The 19,070-nt window shown below is 70.4% G+C and carries 19 protein-coding genes; 10 read left to right on the top strand and 9 right to left on the bottom strand.

Annotated features, from left to right (window positions below):
- Positions 1–64 precede the first annotated feature (64 nt).
- Positions 65–904: a L,D-transpeptidase family protein gene (locus ACIREI_RS23965; protein ID WP_403336250.1), complete on the top strand. Its 840-nt coding sequence runs from the start codon at positions 65–67 to the stop codon at positions 902–904.
- 203 nt (positions 905–1,107) lie between these two features.
- Here ACIREI_RS23965 and ACIREI_RS23960 read toward each other — a convergent pair whose 3' ends face one another.
- The 4 genes from ACIREI_RS23960 to ACIREI_RS23945 all read right to left on the bottom strand — a co-directional run bounded on the left by ACIREI_RS23960 (position 1,108) and on the right by ACIREI_RS23945 (position 5,172).
- Positions 1,108–2,208 carry a hypothetical protein gene (locus ACIREI_RS23960; protein ID WP_403336247.1) on the bottom strand — a complete coding sequence of 367 codons (1,101 nt, stop codon included), beginning with the start codon at positions 2,206–2,208 and terminating at the stop codon, positions 1,108–1,110.
- Complete coding sequence (locus ACIREI_RS23955) at positions 2,208–2,870, bottom strand: RNA polymerase sigma factor (protein ID WP_062150839.1); 663 nt, start codon at positions 2,868–2,870, stop codon at positions 2,208–2,210. Before ACIREI_RS23955 ends, ACIREI_RS23960 begins: the two co-directional genes overlap by 1 nt.
- Positions 2,871–3,477: 607 nt before the next feature.
- Positions 3,478–4,257 carry a hypothetical protein gene (locus ACIREI_RS23950; RefSeq protein WP_403336245.1) on the bottom strand — a complete coding sequence of 260 codons (780 nt, stop codon included), beginning with the start codon at positions 4,255–4,257 and terminating at the stop codon, positions 3,478–3,480.
- A 297-nt stretch (positions 4,258–4,554) separates the two neighbouring features.
- Complete coding sequence (locus tag ACIREI_RS23945; RefSeq protein ID WP_403336242.1) at positions 4,555–5,172, bottom strand: RNA polymerase sigma factor; 618 nt, start codon at positions 5,170–5,172, stop codon at positions 4,555–4,557.
- Between the two features lie 263 nt (positions 5,173–5,435).
- Here ACIREI_RS23945 and ACIREI_RS23940 point away from each other — a divergent pair, with 263 nt between their 5' ends.
- Both ACIREI_RS23940 and ACIREI_RS23935 read left to right on the top strand, forming a co-directional pair.
- Entirely contained in the window at positions 5,436–6,323 is an 888-nt protein-coding gene (locus ACIREI_RS23940) for a septum formation family protein (protein ID WP_403336240.1), read from the top strand.
- Positions 6,324–6,567: 244 nt separating this feature from the next.
- Positions 6,568–9,207 carry an FG-GAP-like repeat-containing protein gene (locus ACIREI_RS23935; protein WP_403336237.1) on the top strand — a complete coding sequence of 880 codons (2,640 nt, stop codon included), beginning with the start codon at positions 6,568–6,570 and terminating at the stop codon, positions 9,205–9,207.
- A 91-nt stretch (positions 9,208–9,298) separates the two neighbouring features.
- On the opposite strand, the gene ACIREI_RS23930 is transcribed toward ACIREI_RS23935, so the two are convergent.
- Complete coding sequence (locus ACIREI_RS23930; RefSeq protein WP_403336234.1) at positions 9,299–9,694, bottom strand: hypothetical protein; 396 nt, start codon at positions 9,692–9,694, stop codon at positions 9,299–9,301.
- 190 nt (positions 9,695–9,884) lie between these two features.
- Here ACIREI_RS23930 and ACIREI_RS23925 point away from each other — a divergent pair, with 190 nt between their 5' ends.
- Positions 9,885–10,373: a DUF1877 family protein gene (locus ACIREI_RS23925; protein ID WP_403336231.1), complete on the top strand. Its 489-nt coding sequence runs from the start codon at positions 9,885–9,887 to the stop codon at positions 10,371–10,373.
- A gap of 16 nt (positions 10,374–10,389) precedes the next feature.
- Here the strand turns inward: ACIREI_RS23925 and ACIREI_RS23920 are convergent, their stop codons facing one another.
- The 3 genes from ACIREI_RS23920 to ACIREI_RS23910 form a co-directional block, all read right to left on the bottom strand.
- Positions 10,390–11,001, bottom strand: coding sequence for a hypothetical protein (locus ACIREI_RS23920; protein ID WP_403336229.1), 612 nt, complete (start codon positions 10,999–11,001; stop codon positions 10,390–10,392).
- A gap of 117 nt (positions 11,002–11,118) precedes the next feature.
- Entirely contained in the window at positions 11,119–11,622 is a 504-nt protein-coding gene (locus ACIREI_RS23915) for a hypothetical protein (protein WP_403336226.1), read from the bottom strand.
- Positions 11,623–11,716: 94 nt separating this feature from the next.
- Complete coding sequence (locus ACIREI_RS23910) at positions 11,717–13,330, bottom strand: glycoside hydrolase family 20 protein (protein WP_403336748.1); 1,614 nt, start codon at positions 13,328–13,330, stop codon at positions 11,717–11,719.
- 215 nt (positions 13,331–13,545) lie between these two features.
- Here ACIREI_RS23910 and ACIREI_RS23905 point away from each other — a divergent pair, with 215 nt between their 5' ends.
- The 6 genes from ACIREI_RS23905 (at position 13,546) to ACIREI_RS23880 (ending at position 18,534) form a co-directional block, all read left to right on the top strand.
- Positions 13,546–14,085 carry a 2-oxo-4-hydroxy-4-carboxy-5-ureidoimidazoline decarboxylase gene (locus ACIREI_RS23905; protein ID WP_403336223.1) on the top strand — a complete coding sequence of 180 codons (540 nt, stop codon included), beginning with the start codon at positions 13,546–13,548 and terminating at the stop codon, positions 14,083–14,085.
- A gap of 251 nt (positions 14,086–14,336) precedes the next feature.
- Entirely contained in the window at positions 14,337–14,717 is a 381-nt protein-coding gene (sdhC, locus tag ACIREI_RS23900; RefSeq protein WP_079052045.1) for a succinate dehydrogenase, cytochrome b556 subunit, read from the top strand.
- A 5-nt stretch (positions 14,718–14,722) separates the two neighbouring features.
- The gene (locus ACIREI_RS23895) at positions 14,723–15,205 is read left to right on the top strand and encodes a succinate dehydrogenase hydrophobic membrane anchor subunit (RefSeq protein WP_403336220.1); all 483 of its coding nucleotides are present in this window, start codon (positions 14,723–14,725) and stop codon (positions 15,203–15,205) included.
- 24 nt (positions 15,206–15,229) lie between these two features.
- Positions 15,230–16,984: a succinate dehydrogenase flavoprotein subunit gene (gene sdhA / locus ACIREI_RS23890; protein WP_403336217.1), complete on the top strand. Its 1,755-nt coding sequence runs from the start codon at positions 15,230–15,232 to the stop codon at positions 16,982–16,984.
- A complete protein-coding gene (locus ACIREI_RS23885) occupies positions 16,984–17,745 on the top strand; it encodes a succinate dehydrogenase iron-sulfur subunit (RefSeq protein WP_128433296.1) in 762 nt (253 codons plus the stop codon). Before sdhA ends, ACIREI_RS23885 begins: the two co-directional genes overlap by 1 nt.
- Positions 17,746–17,919: 174 nt before the next feature.
- Positions 17,920–18,534, top strand: coding sequence for a Uma2 family endonuclease (locus ACIREI_RS23880; RefSeq protein ID WP_403336215.1), 615 nt, complete (start codon positions 17,920–17,922; stop codon positions 18,532–18,534).
- A gap of 17 nt (positions 18,535–18,551) precedes the next feature.
- Here ACIREI_RS23880 and ACIREI_RS23875 read toward each other — a convergent pair whose 3' ends face one another.
- Positions 18,552–18,971: a hypothetical protein gene (locus tag ACIREI_RS23875; RefSeq protein WP_403336212.1), complete on the bottom strand. Its 420-nt coding sequence runs from the start codon at positions 18,969–18,971 to the stop codon at positions 18,552–18,554.
- Positions 18,972–19,070: the final 99 nt, after the last annotated feature.

The following is a 19,070-nucleotide window of genomic DNA, read 5'->3' as shown; positions in this document are numbered from 1 at the left end:
CCGCGATGAGACGACGGGGGTCGGGATGCGTACCAGAGGCATGGGGTGGATACGCGTCAGGGGCATGGGGAGCCTCCGCGGCAAGGGCAGGCGTACGTCGACGGCCGTGCTCGCCTCGGGAGCCGTGCTCACGGTGCTGTGCGGGTGCACCGTGCAGGCCTCCGGCGAGGAGCACCGCTCGCCGGTGCGCATCGAGCTCCCGAGCGGCACGCCGTCCCCGAAGTCCGCACCGCCCGACGACAAGCCGAGCGCCGAGCCCACGCCTCCGGCGCCCGCCGTGCTGTGGTCCCGGGGCGACGAGGGCCGTGACGTACGCGAGCTCCAGGCCCGGCTGCGGCAGATCGCCTGGCTCTTCGACGGACCGACCGGCACCTACGACGATCTGACCGAACAGGCGGTCAGGGGCTTCCAGGGCAAGCGCGGGCTGCCGAAGACGGGGAAGACCGACGAGGTCACCTGGCAGCGGCTGCTGAAGATGACGCGCGAGCCCGGCAAGTGGGACCTGTATCTGATGGGCGGGCAGCCCGCCGACGCGCCGGACACGCGGTGCATGACCGGCCGGGTGCTGTGCATCAGCAAGTCGAGCCGGACGCTGCGCTGGATGATCGACGGTCGGACGGTGCTGACGGTGCCGGTGCGGTTCGGGTCGCAGTACACACCGACGCGGGAAGGTGTGTTCAGCGTCTACTGGAAGTCCCGGCACCATGTGTCGACGCTCTATGACTCGCCGATGCCTTACGCGATGTTCTTCAGCGGCGGGCAGGCGGTGCACTACTCGTCCGACTTCGCGGCCACGGGTTACGCCGGTGCCTCGCACGGCTGCGTCAACGTACGGGACGAGCGGGCGATCGCGGAGATGTTCGACCAGGTGAGGAACGGCGACAAGGTCGTCGTCCACTGGTGAGGCGCGGGGCGCGGAGGAAGTGGGGCGCGGGCGGGACCGGGGGAACGTGTCCCGCCCGCGCCGATGCACGAGCCGCAGGTACGGGGGGAACCCCGGCTCTGTGCGAGGGCCGATGACCAGTCGGCTCACTCAGTTCAGCGCCGCAGCGGCCGAAAGTGTCACCCTCGTCGGGAAGAATTTTCCAAGAATCACAAAACCGCAGGTCAACGGCTTGTGGCGGGAGTGACTGCGACTGACTCCGCAGTAGGCAGCGGGGTTCGGGCCGACAGGAGGCCGGTCACGGCGGACGGGGTCTTTGCGGCGACGGCGGGCTGGCGGCCGCTGCGGCCGCGGGCGCCGAGCACGTCGGCCGCGTGGTCCGCGTCAGCGCTTCTGCCCTTGCCCCGATCCTGGTACCGGCCTCGGGGGTCGTCGTCGCCCTTGTCCGTGTCTTTGCCCTTGCCCTTGTCCTTGTTCTCTTCCTGGCCGCCGTCGCCCTTGCCCTCGTCCCGCGGCGAGCCGGTGCTCTCGCCGACGCCGGTCAGGACGCTCTGGCAGTACTTCCGCACGGTGACGGAACCGCCGGCCGCGCTCTCCAGGGCGCGACGACGGTCGGCGGACAGCTGCTTGCCGTCACGCAGGTCGCGGCAGGAGGAGGTGACGTCGCGCCACCAGCCGCCGGAGTGCTCGTCGCGGTCCGGGGCGTCGGTCTCACGGCCCGGGGCCGTGCTGCCGGGCGCCGCGCCCTGGGTGTTCCCGGAGCCGGTGGGGCCCTTCGAGCCGCCGTCGGGCGTGGGCTCGCCCTGCGCGCCGTTCTCCGGCGAGGGCGAGACGAGGGTGCGTTCCGGCAGCGACGCCGAGACCGAGGCGGCCGGGCGGGCCGGCTCGTCGCGGTCGAACGGCGTCGGCAGGACTCCGGTTCCGGCCGCGACGGCGACCCCGCCGACCATGCCGACGGCCAGCGCGGCGGCGAGACCGAGCCGTACGGGACGGGCCCAGCGGGGGCGACGGGCGGCACGGGCGGGGGCGCCGATGCGGACGAGCCCGACGTCGGAGCCCTCAACGGCGTGCGGACCGGAGCCGTGGCCGGTGGTCCCGGGAGCGTCGGCCCGCCCGGCGCGCGCCGCGCGGAACGCCGCCAACGCGGCGGCCTCTCCGGGGAGTTCCGCGCTGCTCAGCGGGGGTTCGGCGGTCAGGGACTCAAGGGTCTTGGCGAGCCGTTCGGCCTGGTCGCGGTCGGCGGCGTCGACAGCTTCGAGTGACTCTCCGCGCAGCAAACGCTCCGCCGTTTCGCGGTCCAGCCACCTGTACTGCTCGTCGGCCATCACACATCCTTCTGCGTCCGCGTGACGCTTTGCGTCACACTCGCAGACGTCACCGCACGGTCGCGGGTTCCTCGCTGGGGAGGCAGGGCGTCGAGCACCCCGGCCGATTCCGGATCGTCGCCGAGCAGCTCGGCGAGCCGCTTCAGACCACGGTGCGCGGCGGTCCGTACGGCGCCCGGACGCTTGCCGAGCGTCTCCGCGGCGGTCTTGGCGTCGAGCCCCACGACCACGCGCAGGACGACGGCCTCCGCCTGGTCCTGCGGCAGACGCGCGATGAGGGAGAGGGTGCCGTCGGTGGCCAGGGCCTCGATGGCCTCGCCCGCGGTGTCGGACTCCGCGGCCTTCCCGGTCAGCTCCGTCTCGTCACCGCCGATCGCGGGGCGGCGGCCGCGCATGCGTATGTGGTCCAGGGCGCGGTTGCGGGCTATTCGGGCGGCCCAGCCGCGGAAGCGGTCCGCGTCCCCGCTGAACCGCTCCAGGTCACGCGCTATCTGCAGCCACGCCTCCGAGGCGACGTCCTCGGCGTCGGGGTCGCCGACCAGCGTCCGTACGTACCCGAGCAGCCGCGGGTGCACGGAGCGGTACACAGTCCGGAACGCGGTCTCGTCCCCGTCCTGTGCCGCAAGCACCGCGGCAGTCAGCTCCGCGTCGTCCCCCAGCACTAGGTACCTCAATTGATGGTTGCGGCTTCAAGACCGCAGGTCGTTGCGGTGGTCATACACCCTCCGCGTCCGGCGCGAAAGGCACGTTACGGCCTGAAAGAGCCGCTCGTCCATGTCCGTACAACATGCAACTACCCAGGACACCGCGATGTCGTCGTCCGGGTGTGACAGAAAACGCAGTCATGGCGCTGTAGAGAGTACGGGCCGCCGCGCGGCCCGTGCCGCGCGACGGCCGGGGCCTCTCCTGTGGGGGGTGGCGGCCCCGGTCGTCTCGCGCATGGCCCTCTCCGACCCCGGCAGCCGACGGCGGAACCCCTCGCCCGTGCCGTGTCCGGGCCTCGCCGGAACGGTGGTCAGCGGCCGGGGACGGCCCGGTCGCCCGAGGTCGCCACCGGCGTCACCGGCCAGGAGGCCGCAGGGAGCGCGGGAGAGACGGCTTCGTCGGCCGCAACGGTCGCTCCCTGACCGACACCTTCCCCTACGTCGTACCGGTCGCCTGACCGACGACCGCCCCGGTTGTCCGTCGCCGTTCCTCGCCGCGTGGCACAACGCAGCCGTCCGGAGTCGGTCAGGCACTATGCGGCGGCCACGGCCGTCGCCGAGGGCGTCAGTCCTGCTTCTCGGGCTTCTCCGCCTTCGCGGCGCCCTTGCCGGGGGTGCTCTGGCCGCTCGGAACCGGCTTGCTCGGGCCCGGCTGGCTCAGGCCCGGCTGGCTCGGGCCCGGCTCGCTCGGGCCCTGGCCGTTGTCGGTGGCACCGGCGCCGTCGGCCCTCTTGGTCGGCTCGTTCTTCGCCGCCGCCGCCAGCTGCTCGGCGCAGTATGCGGCCACCTTGTCCTCGCCGCCCGCTGCCGTGACGAGCCGCTGCCAGGCCGTCGACTCCAGGGCCTTGCCGTGCCCCTCGACCTCCACGTAGGCACGGCACTTGGCCTCGGTGTCCTGGGCGGTGGCCGGATGGCCGGGCTTCGCGGAGGCGGCGCCGGGCGCGGCGGAGGACGGCTCGCCGGCCGGCAGACCGGGGGCGCTGTTCGAGGGGGTGGGCCTGCCCTTGTCTCCCGCGGGGGCGTCCGAGGAACCGGACGTACCGATCGCGGCGAACGCCACACCGCCCAGCGCGAGGCTCGCGAGGAACAGGGACAGCGTGGTCTTCACCGAGCGCGCGAAACGCCGTTGCCCACGGGGCCGCCAGTCGTCCCGGCGCCGGGTGCGCGCCGCCCGGTGGGTCCCCGCGTCCCGGGCCGCCCGGAACGCGGCCACGGCCCGCTGCTCGCCCTCGTCGTCCACGCGGTGTCCGCGCAGTACGGCGGCGGAGAGCAGCGCCTCCAACGCGGCGTCGTCGAGCATCACGGTCGGGCCGGACGCGCGACCGGACGCATGCCCGGAAGCCATGCCGTCAGGGTGCACACGCCGACGGCCGGTGGACCCACCGCCGCTCTGCCGTTCACCCATGTCCATGTCCCGTTCCTGTCCGACCTGTCCGACCTGATCCGTATGCGGCCTGCGTGACGCGCGTCGCGTACGTGATGCACATGACGTACCCGATCTACGCCGCCTCTGTGACAGCTGTGCCCCACGAGCTCGTAGAGCCTGTACGTCTCCCACGCCCCGTACGACTCACCGCCCACACCACTTCGCCTCATCGAGGCGCCGATGTTCCGCCCTGGCCGCCGCCGTCACGCGCACTGTTCATTTCGATTCCCCCAGCGTCCGGGGGCCGTCATCCGTCACACCTTCGACGCCCAGCTGCTTGGCCAGGCGCTTCAGCCCCCGGTACGCGGCCGTGCGGACCGCGCCCGGGCGCTTGCCGAGAACGCGTGCCGCGGCCGGGGCGTCGAGGCCGACGACCACCCGCAGCAGCACGGCCTCGGCCTGGTCCCGCGGCAGCCCGCGGACCAGTTCCAGGGCGCGCTCCGTGGAGATCGACTCCAGCGCCTGGTCGTACGTGCTGTGCGCACCGGGCAGTTCCAGTACGTCCTGTTCCAGCGCCGACGACCGGGGCCGTACCTTCAGCCGGCGCAGATGGTCCAGGGCCCGGTGCCGGGCGATGGTCGCGCTCCAGCCCCGGAACCCGGCGCCGTCGCCCTTGAACCGCCCGAGGTCCCGGGCGATCTCCAGCCAGGCGTCGGACGCCACGTCCTCGGCGTCGTCCCCGACCAGCCCACGCAGGTATCCGAGCAGCCCTGGCTGCACCAGCCGGTACACGACCGCGAAGGCGGCCTCGTCACCTTCCTGAGCCCGCGCGACGGCCGCGCCCAACTCCCCGTCGTACGCGTGCACGCGGCGGGGTTCCCCTCCTTGGCGCAAGAACTGTCCTCGTCCGTACCGGTTCGCGGCGAATCCGCACCTCGCGGTACGGCCACCTTGCCCACGTCCCTCCACGGTGATCAGCGCCCCGCCTCACAGAAGTGTCACAGGGCGCGTCCGACGCGGCCCGGATACAACCCTCGCGGCCCATCGGGAGTCAGAGACGCCATCAGGGAGGCGACGGCCTTCGCACAGTTGTGCCACGGAAATGGCATACGATGCGCCCGCCCCCCATAAAGATCAAATAAGAGGATGTACACGCCATGTCGACCCTTAGGTCCTCTCGCCCCCTTCGCGGCATAGCTGCCGCCGTCGCCCTGCTCGCGATCGGCGCGGCGGGGTGTTCGGACGTATCGGACGCCGTCGACAGCGCCAAGGACGGCGCGAAGAAGGTGGCCCGCCAGCGCTCGGTGTTCTCGCTGGAGACCGGGGACTGCTACAACCCCAACACCAAGGGCGAGGGCACCGAGATCCTCGTCGAGATCGTGCCCTGCACCGAGGCGCACACGGGTCAGGCCGTCGGCGATTTCAAGATCGACGAGGTGTCCTCCTACCCCGGCGACGAGGCGATCTCGGCCATCGCCGACAAGCGGTGCCCGGTCGAGGCGGGGAAGTTCGCCCCGGACACCTGGGCGCTCCCCAAGGGGGTCGCCCTCTTCTACTACACCCCGACCAAGGAGAGCTGGGCGACGGGTGACCGCGCCGTGAGCTGCAGCTACACCAAGGAATCGGGCAAGTTCACCGGCTCGTTGGACGCCGAGGCGAAGTCCTTCAAGTCCGAGCAGAGCACGTATCTGAAGGGTTCGAACGCCGTCTACGACGCCCTGTGGACCAACCAGTCCGAGAAGGACGTCGAGGACGACCTGGCCGCCTACAAGGCGCAGGCCAAGGCCGTCGCGACCGCCCTCGACGCACACCTCGAGGGCCTGAAGGGCATCGAGGGCACGGAGGTCGGCAAGCTGCGCGCGCAGCTGACGAAGACGGCCGGGCACTGGAAGGCGGCCGCGAACGCCGCCGACACCGACGCCTTCTACATCGCCTACGACCCGGCCTTCACCGGCATCGACCCGAACAAGACGGTCGCCGCCCGCAAGGAGCTGGGCCTGGCCACCACCGTCCCGGCCGACGAGGCCGAGGTCTGGGCGGCCTGACCCCCGAACCCGCGGGGCCGCGTCCGCCGAGGACCCGGCCCCGCTGCCGGGTTGTCGGCTCGGGGGGCCTGTGTCAGTGAGTGACAGTTCCGATCGTATGTGCGCTGTTTGTAGTTGCCACCTGTGTGACAGGTGATGCGACCGTGACCATTTCCTAGGGGTGGGGCAGTTGAGTCCTCGCAGGACCCATGCGTACAAACCGCTGAGTCTGAAGAGACGCGCGTGGCTGACGGTGGGAGCCGTCGTGCTGAGCGGCGCCGGCGTCGTGACGTACGCGATGGCGGATCCGTCCGCGCCGGCCGACGCCAAGCGCGACAGCCGCAAGCCGTCGATCCACACGCTCAAGCTCAAGGACCGCGGCTCGGGCCGCCGGGGTCTGGCCAAGCAGGGCACCGACCGCTTCAGCGCGGTCGTGCTGACCTGGAACGACCCCGAGGCGGAGGCCAAGGGCACGCCCGAGGTGCGCACCCGGGACCGGGAGAGCGGCAAGTGGTCGGGCTGGCAGAAGGTCACGCTCGAGCCGAGCCAGGCGGACGGCGCCGAGGGCGCGCGGGCCGCCCTGCGCGGCGGTACGGAGTCGGTGTGGACCGGTGACTCCGACGGTGTCGAGGTGCGCCTCGTGAACGCGGACGGCACCGAGGCGAGCGGCCAGCCGAGCGGCATGGACGTCAAGCTGCTCGACCCCGGCACGGACCCGAAGGGCACGATGCGGCCGGCCGCCTTCGCGGCGGAGGAGACCACGACGCCGGCGACGGAGCCCCCGGCGCCGACGGACCCCGCCGAAACGGTCACGCCGACCGACTCGGCCACGCCCACCGGCACCCCGGACCCCACGAACGCCCCCACGCCCACGGACTCCCCGACGGTCACCGGGACCCCCACCGGGTCCACGTCCCCGACCGCCTCCCCCACCCCGACCTCCACCGTCCCGGCGCCCCGGCCGTCGACGGTCGTCAAGCCGCCGGTCATCACGCAGGCCGAGTGGGGCGCGTCGACGGACTACGACGGCACGCCGGAGTACGGCACCGAGATCAAGGCCGCCGTCATCCACCACACCGGCGTCGACAGCGACAACGGCCTGTCCTGCGCCGAGTCCGCGGCCCGGCTGCGCACCATCCAGCAGGCGCACATCAGCCAGGGCTGGTTCGACATCGGCTACAACTTCGTCGTCGACAAGTGCGGCCAGATATTCGAGGGCCGCAGCGGCGGCATGGACCTGCCGGTGATCGGCGCGCACGACGCCGGGTTCAACACCAACACGGTCGGCATCTCCTACATCGGCAACTTCGAGTCGGCCAAGCCGAGCCGCGCCGGTATGGACGCGATCTCGCGTGTCGTCGCGTGGAAGTTCGGCATGTACGGCATCGACCCGACCGGGAAGGTCACGCTGACGTCCGGCGTGGAGCAGGGCTACAGCGGCAACAAGATCCCGAAGGGCACGTCGGTCACGCTGCCGCGGGTCTTCGGCCACCGGGACACCAACTCCACGGCCTGCCCCGGCGCCAACCTCTACCCCAAGCTCAGCCGTATCGCCCAGGTCGCCAAGACCCCGGGCATCTCGCATGCCCTGGCGACCTCGGACTTCAACCGTGACGGCATCACCGACCTGGTCACCGGCACGCCCCGTGCGCTGAGCAACGGCGGCACCCTCACCGTCGTCCCGGGCGGCGTCGACGGCCCGGTCACCGCCTCCAAGCGGACGATCACGCAGAACAGCACCGGCGTTCCCGGCGGCCACGAGTCCGGCGACAACTTCGGCGCCTCGACGGCGTGGGGCGATGTCAACGGCGACGGCTACGCCGACCTCGCGATCGGCGCGCCCGGCGAGGACGACACCAGCGGCCACGCGGACCGCGGTTCGGTCACGGTGCTGTACGGCCCCGGACTCAACTCCGGCTTCTCGTACACCACCTCGGGCAGCGTCACGGCCACCGGCGCCAAGCTCGGCTCCACGGTCACCGTCGGCGACTTCAACGGCGACGGCAAGGCCGATGTGTTCGCGGCCGGCACCGGCAAGGGCGGCAACTGGAACGCGAGGCTGACCGGCGGCGCCACGGCGACCGGCACGCTGACCTCCGCCACGGGCGCCGTCGCCTACCTGGACGCCGCGACCGGCGACTTCAACCGGGACGGCTACGCGGACGTCGCCCTCAACTACCGCGACACCGGCGGCATCGGCCGCGTGGTCCGCTTCGCGGGCTCGGCGACCGGCCTCACCAAGGTCGGCGTGATCTCCGTCAAGGGCGGCCGCTCCATCGCCGCGGGCGACGTCAACGGCAACGGCTACGACGACATCGTCATCGGCCAGCCGGTGGCGTCCGAGTCGGGCGGCAAGTCCGGCGGCCAGATCACCATGGTCCCCGGCACGTCCACCGGCTTCACCACCACCGGCATGACGACGATCCACCAGGACACCACGAACGTCCCCGGCGGCAACGAGTCGGGCGACAACTTCGGCGCCTCGGTCTCGGTCGGCGACTACAACGCCGACGGCTACGCGGACGCCCTCGCCGGCGCCCCCGGCGAGGACTTCCCCCGCAGCGGTGTGAACCAGTCCAACGCGGGCGACGCGATCCTGGTCAAGGGCACGGCCTCCGGCCTGACCGGCACCGGCTCGGTCGCGATCTCCCAGGACACGTCCGGCGTCCCCGGCGCCGCGGAGAGCGGCGACCTCTTCGGCTCGTCGGTGTCCCTGACGGACCTGTCGGGCTACGGCCGCGCGGACCTGACGTTCGGCGCCGAGGGCGAGGACGGCACGGACGGCATCCTGCTGTACCTGCCGAGCAACAGCACGGGCCTCGGCTACTCCCAGGCGGTCATCTACAGCAAGACCACCCTGGGCACCCCGACGGACGCCCACCTGGGCCAGACGCTGACGCCGTAACCCGGCGAGAGCCTCGTCAACCGTCGAGGACCACCTGACCCGGCCGGGACCCCGCCCATTCACGGGGTCCCGGCCGAGTCATGTCACAGGGTTACCGCCGCGACTCCCCACGCGTCGCGTCCCGGCACAGCAGGCGCAGCGACCCGTCGCCCGCGAAACACCGGCGCGCCTCGTCGATCGGGTCCCACAGCCGTCCGTCGGGCGTGCGGATCCAGAAGTCGCCGCCCGACGTCCACCACTCGGCGCCGGTCTGACGGGCGATCACCTCACCGGCGTACGCGCCGAGACCGCGCAGCACGTTCTCCGCGGCGGCGTACGGCGTCCGTTCACCGCGCAGCCCTTCGATCATCCGGTCGACCCGCCACAGGCTCTGCGCCGAGTAGTCGAGCCGCAGCCGCGCCCCCTCGCGCATCGTCGCCACCGCGTCCGCCGCCCACCGCACGGGCTTCGTCGCGGCTGGGGGCCTGGTCTCCTGCTGAGTCGTCACATTCTGGAGAGCGTGCCCGAACAGGGTTTCGTCACCCGGATCCGAGGACTGCCCCGGACCGGTGCAGGACCACCGCACCTCCGCCCCAGCACGGACACAGGACTCCCCCAGGAACCAGGTTTACGCGGCAATCCGTGTTGACGCGCGAGTGACGCTTCGCCGCCCCCGTGCGCTCCAGTCACTGATGAGCATGTACTTCCATCTCCGCGCGGTACCGCCCTCGGCGCTGCGCAACAGCGCGACCTGGTTCCAGCGCCTGTTCGAGGACGACTGGGACACCGTGCGGGACCGGATCGGCCGGCATCGCGAGGAGGTGCTCGACAAGCAGTACGGCGAGGTCGAGCTCCTCTACAGCGGTGTCCCCCCGAATCACGCGCCGGAAGGCCCTCGCACCCATGTGGTGCTCGGCGGCCGCCCGGTGTTCCACACCGACTCCCCGCTGCCCCCGTTCCTGCTGCTCACCGCGTCCCAGGTGACCGGGGTCGCCGAGTACCTCAGGGCGGCCGACTTCGACGACCTGTGGCGGCACGCGCGCGTGCGGCTGCTGCGGCCGTACGGCGCGCCGGACGCGGAGCCCGAACTACGCGGCCTCTTCGCGGCGACCCACCGCGACCTGACCGACTTCTACGCGCGGACGGCCGACTACGGCGACGCGGTGGTGAAGTGGCTGATGAGCTGACGGCCGCCCGAGAGGGTCAGCCCCTCCCCCGGGCCCGCCGCGACACGACCGCCCGCAGCACGCGCCGCCCCTGAGTGGACACCTCCAGCGCCTGGCGCAGCCCGCCCGCACCGTGCTGGGCGAGGAGCTCCAGGACGTTCACCTGGCAGCGCAGCTCCGCGGCGACGAGCGGCGACATGCCCTGCGCACGGCCCTCGACGGGAGCCCCGCCCGCGCGAACGGAGTGGAGGGCCTGAGGCACGGCAGCGGCCGAGGACGCGTCGTCCGCCGCGGGATCGAGCAGCCGGTGTATCTGCAGCGAGGCGACCGAGCAGGCGTCGGCCCATATCCGCGCCTCGGGGGCGGACCGTACGGCGGGGGCGGCGGCCAGCATCCGCCGGGCGAGCAGCGCGGCCTCGTCCTCGACGTCCTCGTCGTCCACGACCTCCGCGACGCCCAGCTTGGCGCGCACCTGGTCGAGCAGTTCTCCCCACGCCGCGGGGTCCCCGCCGTTCGCGAGGTTCGCCCACAGCGGCCGCAACACCTCGTCGTCACCGCCCAGCAGGGGCACACACCGATCCAAACAAGCCAACCCGCTGGCGGCCAGTCCGCGTTCGTCGGCCTGAGCGATCAGTTCCACCAGGCTCATCCACGCCTCCCTAAGCGGGTCAGTCATGAGGGTCGGGGTCCCCGCACAGGCCCCTGGAAGGCTCCTTCCTTAACGGAGCCCACACTTCCCCTTACTGCGTGCAACGGCCCGTGAGTGTCACAGGAGCACGACACCGAGCCGGTCGAGCAGCCGGAAGAAGAGGTTTTCGGCCAAAGGATCCGCTTCAGCCGTGAGTACGTCGATCAGTGACTCGGCGTTCACCTCGTGCCCGGCCTCGGCGGCCCAGGCGACGGCCCGCTCGGCGGCGTCAGCGGGTTCGAGGAAGTAGTCCTCCACCGTGAGCCCCTCGTCACCGCCGCCGAGATACCCGGCCATGGCGGCCCGCCCCAGACAGGTCGTCCACGCCCCGCTCTCCGGCGCCGCCGCCTCCACGACCACCGAGGCGCTGTCCATGACGTACCCGAAGAGCGCGGGCGCCCCGGTCTCGCGGGCCAGGGCGTTCATGTTCCCGACCTCCCCGTCCCCGCTCGGGTACTCCCACACCTGCCATCCGCCCGGCGCCTGCTCGCGCAGGGTCATCCCCTCGGCGCCCACCAGCGCGTCCAGCTCCGCCAGCGGCCGCTCCTCGCGGCCGACGACGAAGTACCCCCAGTAGCCCATCCCGGTTCCCCCTGGCTGCTCGGTTCGGCTCCGGCCGAATACACCACAGTCGTACGGGGGTTCGCAGCCGTATGGGCCAAATCCACAGCTCAGCTCAGCTCAACCGGTCCGCGAGCGCCCTGAACTGCGTCCAGGACAGCTCCGGCTTCCCCGCGTCCCACAGCTTCTGCGCCGTCGCCCGCAACGGCATCCGGATCCCGGCGGCGACCTGCGCCTGGGTCTGCGCGTTCGACAGATCGCACCACACCGCGAACGAGCCGCCCAGGATCTGGTCGTCGTAGCCGGCCGGCACGGCCGCCGTCCCCCGCACCACCCGCGGCGTCCACTGCTCGTAGATCCGCTCGCCCGTGGGATAGACGAAGGTCTGCGGCTGGCCGAGCACGTAGTACAGGAACTCGTCGTTGTAGTTGATCAGCTCGCGTCCGGCCTTCAGATACTCCACGGGCAGCCGCGCACCGATCTCCTTGCCGGTCCAGTACGCCACCTGGATCTCCTTGTCCGGCTGGACGGACGTGTTCCGGAAGAACCCGTCGTTCCAGGCGCGTGGAGTCCGGTCGTGGGCGCGAACCGTGTCGGCGCGGTCGTTGAGCCAGCCGGTGGTCAGGTCGGCGACGGTGCCGCCGGAGCCGTAGGCCTCCCGCGCGGCGGCGGCGAGCTGCGGGTAGGTCACCTCGGGGTCGGACACGGTCAGCGCCTGGTACTCGTCCCCGCCGAGATGCCACTGACCGCCGGGAAAGAGACCGGCGTACTCGTTGAGCAGGTCGTCGACGATCGCCGCGGAGTCGGGGTTGGAGATGTCGATCGCCCCGCGCGTGGCGATGCCCGAAACGTTCCGCAACTGCAGCTCCGGATGCGCGGCGATGACCGCCCCCAGATGCCCGGGCGAGTCGATCTCGGGCACGACGGTGATGTGGCGGCCGGCCGCCAACTGGACAATCTTCCTGACCTGCGCCTTCGTCAGATGCTGCCGGGACACGACCTCGGGATGCGAGTCGGACTCGATCCGGAACCCCTGGTCGTCGGAGAAGTGCAGCCCCAGCTGGTTGTATTTCAGGTCCCCCAGCTCCCGCACCCGGTCCTCGATCCAGTCGGCGGTGAAGTGCTTGCGGGCGATGTCGAGCATGAACCCGCGCACCGGCTTGGCCGGCTCGTCCCGCACGACCCCCTCCGGCGCCGTACCCCCGCCGTGCACCTCCTGCTTGAGCGTCCGGGTCCCGTAGAAGACCCCCGCCTCACCCGGCCCGCTGATGGTCACCCGCCCACCGCGCACGGTCATGGTGTACGACTCCGGGTCCGCGCCCTCGTCGTCGTTCAGCGCCAGCCGCAGATCCCCGGCCCGCACGTCCTCCTTCTCGCCGGCGTACGTCAGCCCCAGCTCACCGGCGACGAGCCGCCCCTCGTCGGCGAGCTCCGCGTCGCTCACGACGACCCGCTCGCCGCGCGCCGGACGCCAGCCGGGCCCGCGGGCGGCGGTGTGCGAGGTCACGGCCGGGATGGTGCGCGGTGCCTTCGACAGCGGGTACGACCGGGTGGGCGTGGGGGTCGGGCTCGGCTGCTTCCTCGGCGCGGAGGGCGTGGCCGCCTCGGACGTGCCCGCGGCCGACCGCCCCTGCTGCGACCCGGTCGGCCCTCCGTCGTCGCCGGTGGCCAGGAGCCCGAGGCTCACCCCGGCCGCGACCGTCACGACGACCACCGCGACGATCAGCACCCACGTCTGCTTCAGGGCCCTCTTCGCCGGTTCCCGGCGCTTGTGCTTGTGCTGGCTCACGGCGTCAACCTAGGCCCTGTGATCATCCTGAGACGTCCACTACACGTTCCGAAACTCTCCCGTTCGGCTGAAATTCGGGCATCCGTCGGACACGACACGTCCACACTCGGTAACGTGGCGCCACTCCTGCCCCAGAATCCCCTGCCGAAACCCACGTGACGCCCACACACCTTCCTGGCCCAGTCGCCATACCGTCGCTGCCCGAGCAGACTCGCACTCCACCGTCTCCCACCGCGCTGGAGTCCTTCAACTCTGCCCCCGCCGACGAGATCCTGCGAATTCTCCGAACCTGCCTCCGCAGCCCCCGCTGGGCCACCCGCATCGCCGACCACCGCCCCTACCCCGACGTCGACTCCTTGCTGGCGGCTTCGGACGAGGCGGCGTACGACCTGGCACCGGCCGATCTGGCGGAGGCACTGGCAGGAGAAACGTTGCCTGTACTGCCGGAGGGTGTGTACGGGGCGGCTCATACGGCACTTGATGCCGCTAATGCCGCATATGAGGCCAAATTTGGTCACGCATTCGTCATCTGCCTGGACCACTTGGCGCCGAACGAGGCACTGGACCACGTACTGGCAGGCATCCGGTCACGTTTGACGAACGATCCGGAGGAGGAACGGGTGGTCGCGGCCGAGGAGCTCCGGCGCCTGGCAAAGGGACGTCTGGTGGAGCTACTCAGGGGCGCGGGGCTGTAGTCGATGTGCGGCCACCGCCGCGTGGGCGCGACCAGCCCCCACGGCGCCGCACCCGGCAAACAACCCCACACGTCCCCCCATTAGCCGCAAATCACCCATCCGCGTGCCAGTTTGATCACACCGACAGGCCCGGCGTAAGCGCCGCAGGCAACCGTCGCTACGATGCTGGGGGCCGGTGGACCGTACCCGGCCGGGCCCGACCGACAGCACAAGCCGGCGCGGCCCCAATCCCCGCTCCCGGAGGAACTTCCGTGCCGGCTGGAACGCTGTACCGCGGCCGGGAAGGAATGTGGTCCTGGGTGGCTCACCGAGTCACCGGCGTCCTCATTTTCTTCTTCCTGTTCGTTCACGTGCTGGACACCGCACTCGTCCGAGTGTCGCCCGAGGACTACGACAAGGTCGTAGCCACGTACAAGACGCCGATCGTCGCGCTGCTGGAGTACGGCCTCGTCGCCGCCATCCTCTTCCACGCGCTCAACGGGCTCCGCGTCATCGCCGTCGACTTCTGGTCGAAGGGCCCGCGCTACCAGAAGCAGATGCTCTGGTCCGTCGTCGGCCTGTGGGTGGTGCTGATGCTCGGGGCGATCTACCCCGTCCTCGGCCACGCCGCTCGTGAACTCTTCGGGAGCTGACGCACATGTCCACTGCTGAGAAGACCGCGACCGGGGTCGGCCCCGTCGAGGGCGAGTCCCTCTACAACGTCGACAACCCGGCCCCCCTCATCGAGGCCCCGCGCAAGCGCACCAAGAAGACCCCGAAGTCCACGCGGGGCAACTTCGAGATGGCCGCCTGGCTCTTCATGCGCCTGTCCGGCATCGTGCTGGTGGTCCTGGTCATCGGCCACCTGCTGATCCAGCTCGTGCTGGACGGCGGCGTGTCGAAGATCGGTTTCGCCTTCGTGGCGGGCCGCTGGGCGAGCCCCTTCTGGCAGGTCTGGGACCTGCTGATGCTCTGGCTCGCGATGCTGCACGGCGCCAACGGCCTGCGCACGGTCATCAACGACTACGCGGAGCGCGCGAACACCCGCCTGTGGCTCAAGGGCCTGCTCTACACCGCCACGGTGTTCACCATCCTGCTGGGCACGCTGGTGATCTTCACCTTCGACCCGAACATCCGCTAGGCACGGGGCTGAGGTAATCCACTCATGAAGATCCACAAGTACGACACCGTCATCGTCGGCGCCGGCGGCGCGGGCATGCGCGCCGCCATCGAGTCGACGAAGCGCAGCCGCACCGCCGTGCTGACCAAGCTCTACCCCACCCGCTCCCACACGGGCGCCGCGCAGGGCGGCATGGCCGCCGCGCTCGCGAACGTGGAGGAGGACAACTGGGAGTGGCACACCTTCGACACGGTCAAGGGCGGTGACTACCTGGTCGACCAGGACGCCGCCGAGATCCTGGCGAAGGAGGCCATCGACTCCGTCCTCGACCTGGAGAAGATGGGCCTGCCGTTCAACCGCACCCCGAACGGCACCATCGACCAGCGCCGCTTCGGCGGTCACAGCCGTAACCACGGCGAGGCCCCGGTCCGCCGGTCCTGCTACGCCGCGGACCGCACCGGCCACATGATCCTCCAGACGCTGTACCAGAACTGCGTGAAGGAGGGCGTGGAGTTCTTCAACGAGTTCTACGTCCTGGACCAGCTGATCACCGAGGTCGACGGCGTCAAGAAGTCCGCCGGTGTGGTCGCCTACGAGCTGGCCACCGGTGAGATCCACGTCTTCCAGGCGAAGGCCGTGATCTACGCGTCCGGCGGCTGCGGCAAGTTCTTCAAGGTGACGTCGAACGCGCACACGCTGACCGGTGACGGCCAGGCCGCCGTCTACCGCCGGGGCCTGCCGCTGGAGGACATGGAGTTCTTCCAGTTCCACCCGACCGGCATCTGGCGCATGGGCATCCTGCTGACGGAGGGCGCCCGCGGTGAGGGCGGCATCCTCCGCAACAAGGACGGCGAGCGCTTCATGGAGAAGTACGCGCCGGTCATGAAGGACCTCGCGTCCCGTGACGTCGTCTCGCGCTCCATCTACACGGAGATCCGCGAGGGCCGCGGCTGCGGTCCCGAGGGCGACCACGTCTACCTGGACCTCACGCACCTCCCGCCGGAGCAGCTGGACGCCAAGCTGCCCGACATCACCGAGTTCGCCCGTACGTACCTCGGCATCGAGCCGTACACGGACCCGATCCCGATCCAGCCCACCGCGCACTACGCGATGGGCGGCATCCCGACGAACGTCGAGGGTGAGGTCCTGGCGGACAACACGACGGTGGTCCCGGGCCTGTACGCGGCCGGCGAGGTCGCCTGCGTGTCCGTGCACGGCGCCAACCGCCTCGGCACGAACTCGCTGCTGGACATCAACGTCTTCGGCAAGCGGGCCGGCATCGCGGCGGCGGAGTACAGCCAGAAGGCGGACTTCGTCGAGCTGCCCGAGAACCCGGCGGAGCTCGTGGTCGAGCAGGTGGAGCACCTGCGCACCTCCACCGGCACCGAGCGGGTGGCGACGCTCCGCAAGGAGCTGCAGGAGACCATGGACGCCAACGTCATGGTGTTCCGCACCGAGCAGACGATCAAGACGGCGGTCGAGAAGATCGCGGAGCTGCGCGAGCGCTACCGGAACGTCTCGATCCAGGACAAGGGCAAGCGGTTCAACACCGACCTGCTGGAGGCCATCGAGCTGGGCAACCTGCTCGACCTGGCCGAGGTCATGGCCGTGTCGGCGCTGGCGCGCAAGGAGTCCCGCGGCGGTCACTACCGCGAGGACTACCCGAACCGCGACGACGTCAACTTCATGCGTCACACCATGGCGTACCGCGAGGTGGGCGACGACGGCAGCGAGACCGTCCGCCTGGACTACAAGCCGGTCGTCCAGACCCGCTACCAGCCGATGGAGCGTAAGTACTGATGGCTACCCCCGTTATGGACAAGGTGGAGGCAGAGTCCGCCGCGTCCCCCTACATCACGGTCACCTTCCGGGTCCGCCGCTTCAACCCGGAGGTCTCGGCCGAGGCGACCTGGGAAGACTTCCAGCTGGAGATCGACCCGAAGGAGCGCGTCCTCGACGGCCTCCACAAGATCAAGTGGGACGTCGACGGCACGCTGACCTTCCGCCGCTCCTGCGCCCACGGCATCTGCGGCTCGGACGCGATGAGGATCAACGGCAAGAACCGCCTTGCCTGCAAGACCCTCATCAAGGACATCAACCCCGAGAAGCCGATCACGGTCGAGCCCATCAAGGGCCTGACGGTCCTGAAGGACCTCGTGGTCGACATGGAGCCGTTCTTCCAGGCGTACCGCGACGTCATGCCCTTCCTCATCACGAAGGACACGAACGAGCCCACGCGTGAGCGCCTGCAGACGGCCGAGGACCGCGAGCGCTTCGACGACACGACGAAGTGCATCCTCTGCGCGGCCTGCACCTCCTCGTGCCCGGTGTTCTGGAACGACGGCCAGTACTTCGGCCCGGCCGCCATCGTCAACGCGCACCGCTTCATCTTCGACTCGCGCGACGAGGCCGGCGAGCAGCGCCTGGAGATCCTGAACGACAAGGACGGCGTCTGGCGCTGCCGCACGACCTTCAACTGCACGGACGCCTGCCCGCGCGGTATCGAGGTCACGAAGGCGATCGCGGAAGTCAAGAAGGCACTGATCACGCGCCGGTTCTGAGGTCGAACGTCACATTCCGTACGTCCATGAGGGCCCCGTTTCCTGGGTTGGCACCGGGAAGACGGGGCCCTCTGGCGTGCGGAAACACGTTCGGGTGAACGTGATCATGAAGGACGTGCGAGCGGCGTCCGGCCTACGATGATGCTCTCGACACCAGCCCCTAGGAGGCACGCGATGTCCGCTGCATCCGTCGAGCAGCCCTTCGACGACGAGCCGTTCTCCCTGACGGCCATCGCCGACGAGATCATGGAGCGCCATCCGGGCTACCGCGTCGAGATCATCGGAGGCCACCTCCTCGTGACCCCTTCCCCGGATGCCCCACACGCCCGCGCCCTGACCGGGCTCATGATCCCGTTCATCGCAGCGGGCCTGCACAGTGGTGAGACCGAGGTTCTCCAGAACGTCGGTCTCTGGCTCCCTACCGGCGACGAGGACTACGCCATCCCCGACCTCGTGGTGGTCGACGCCGACATCGACGACCACTTCGTCGAGAACAACGCGTACGACCCGGTCTGCTTCCGCCTCGTCCTGGAGGTCACCTCCGGGAACTGGAAGGACGACCTCAAGACCAAGGTCGCCGCGTACGCCAGGGCGTCAGTGCCCGTCTACGTCATCGTCGACCGCAAACACCAGCGCCTCCACGTCCTCACCAACCCCGCCGGGGACACCTACGAGAACCACCGCCCCCACGCCCCCGGCGAAATCGTCACCCTGCCCGACTCCATCGGCGCCAAGGTCACCCTGGACGTGGCGGAGATCCTTGAAGCGGGTCGGCCGAAGAACCGATGAGGCGGCGCATTGCACGCTTACCGTGCACCGGCCTTCCGCATGAGTTCCTCGGCCGCCTCCCGGTCACCCGAGAGGAAGGGGTGCAGCAGTTCGACGTAACGCGCCTGGCCTTCCAGCGACTTCTTCATCTGCTTCTGATTCTGGGCGCTGTACGACACACCGCCCCTCTTCTCGACGACACCCGCCGCGATGGCCAACTGCTCGACATCGGCCTTGACCTTGCCGGTCTCCGTTTCAAGGACCGCTCTGACCTTGACGTGGACTTCGAACCACTCGAAGTAGAACTCGTACGTCAGACCCCCGCCGCTGTAACGGGACGTGGCGAGCAACAGGTCTGATGTGCGTTCACCCGGCCCCTCCAGCCCCCATCTCTCGGCCGCTTCCGCGAACAGCGTCCGCACCTCCGCGAAGAACACCTTCGCCGCCGGAACACCCATCCCGTCCCCCTCACGCGATCAAGACACCCCCGGCGCCTTCCTCAGCCAACTCCCCTGCCACTACTGTGACTTACGAGAAAGCGGTTGCACACTTTCCGC

Origin of the sequence: Streptomyces sp. NPDC093591 (assembly GCF_044764885.1) — a bacterium.
Lineage (GTDB): Bacteria > Actinomycetota > Actinomycetes > Streptomycetales > Streptomycetaceae > Streptomyces.
This window is presented reverse-complemented; position numbering and strand designations above follow the sequence as displayed.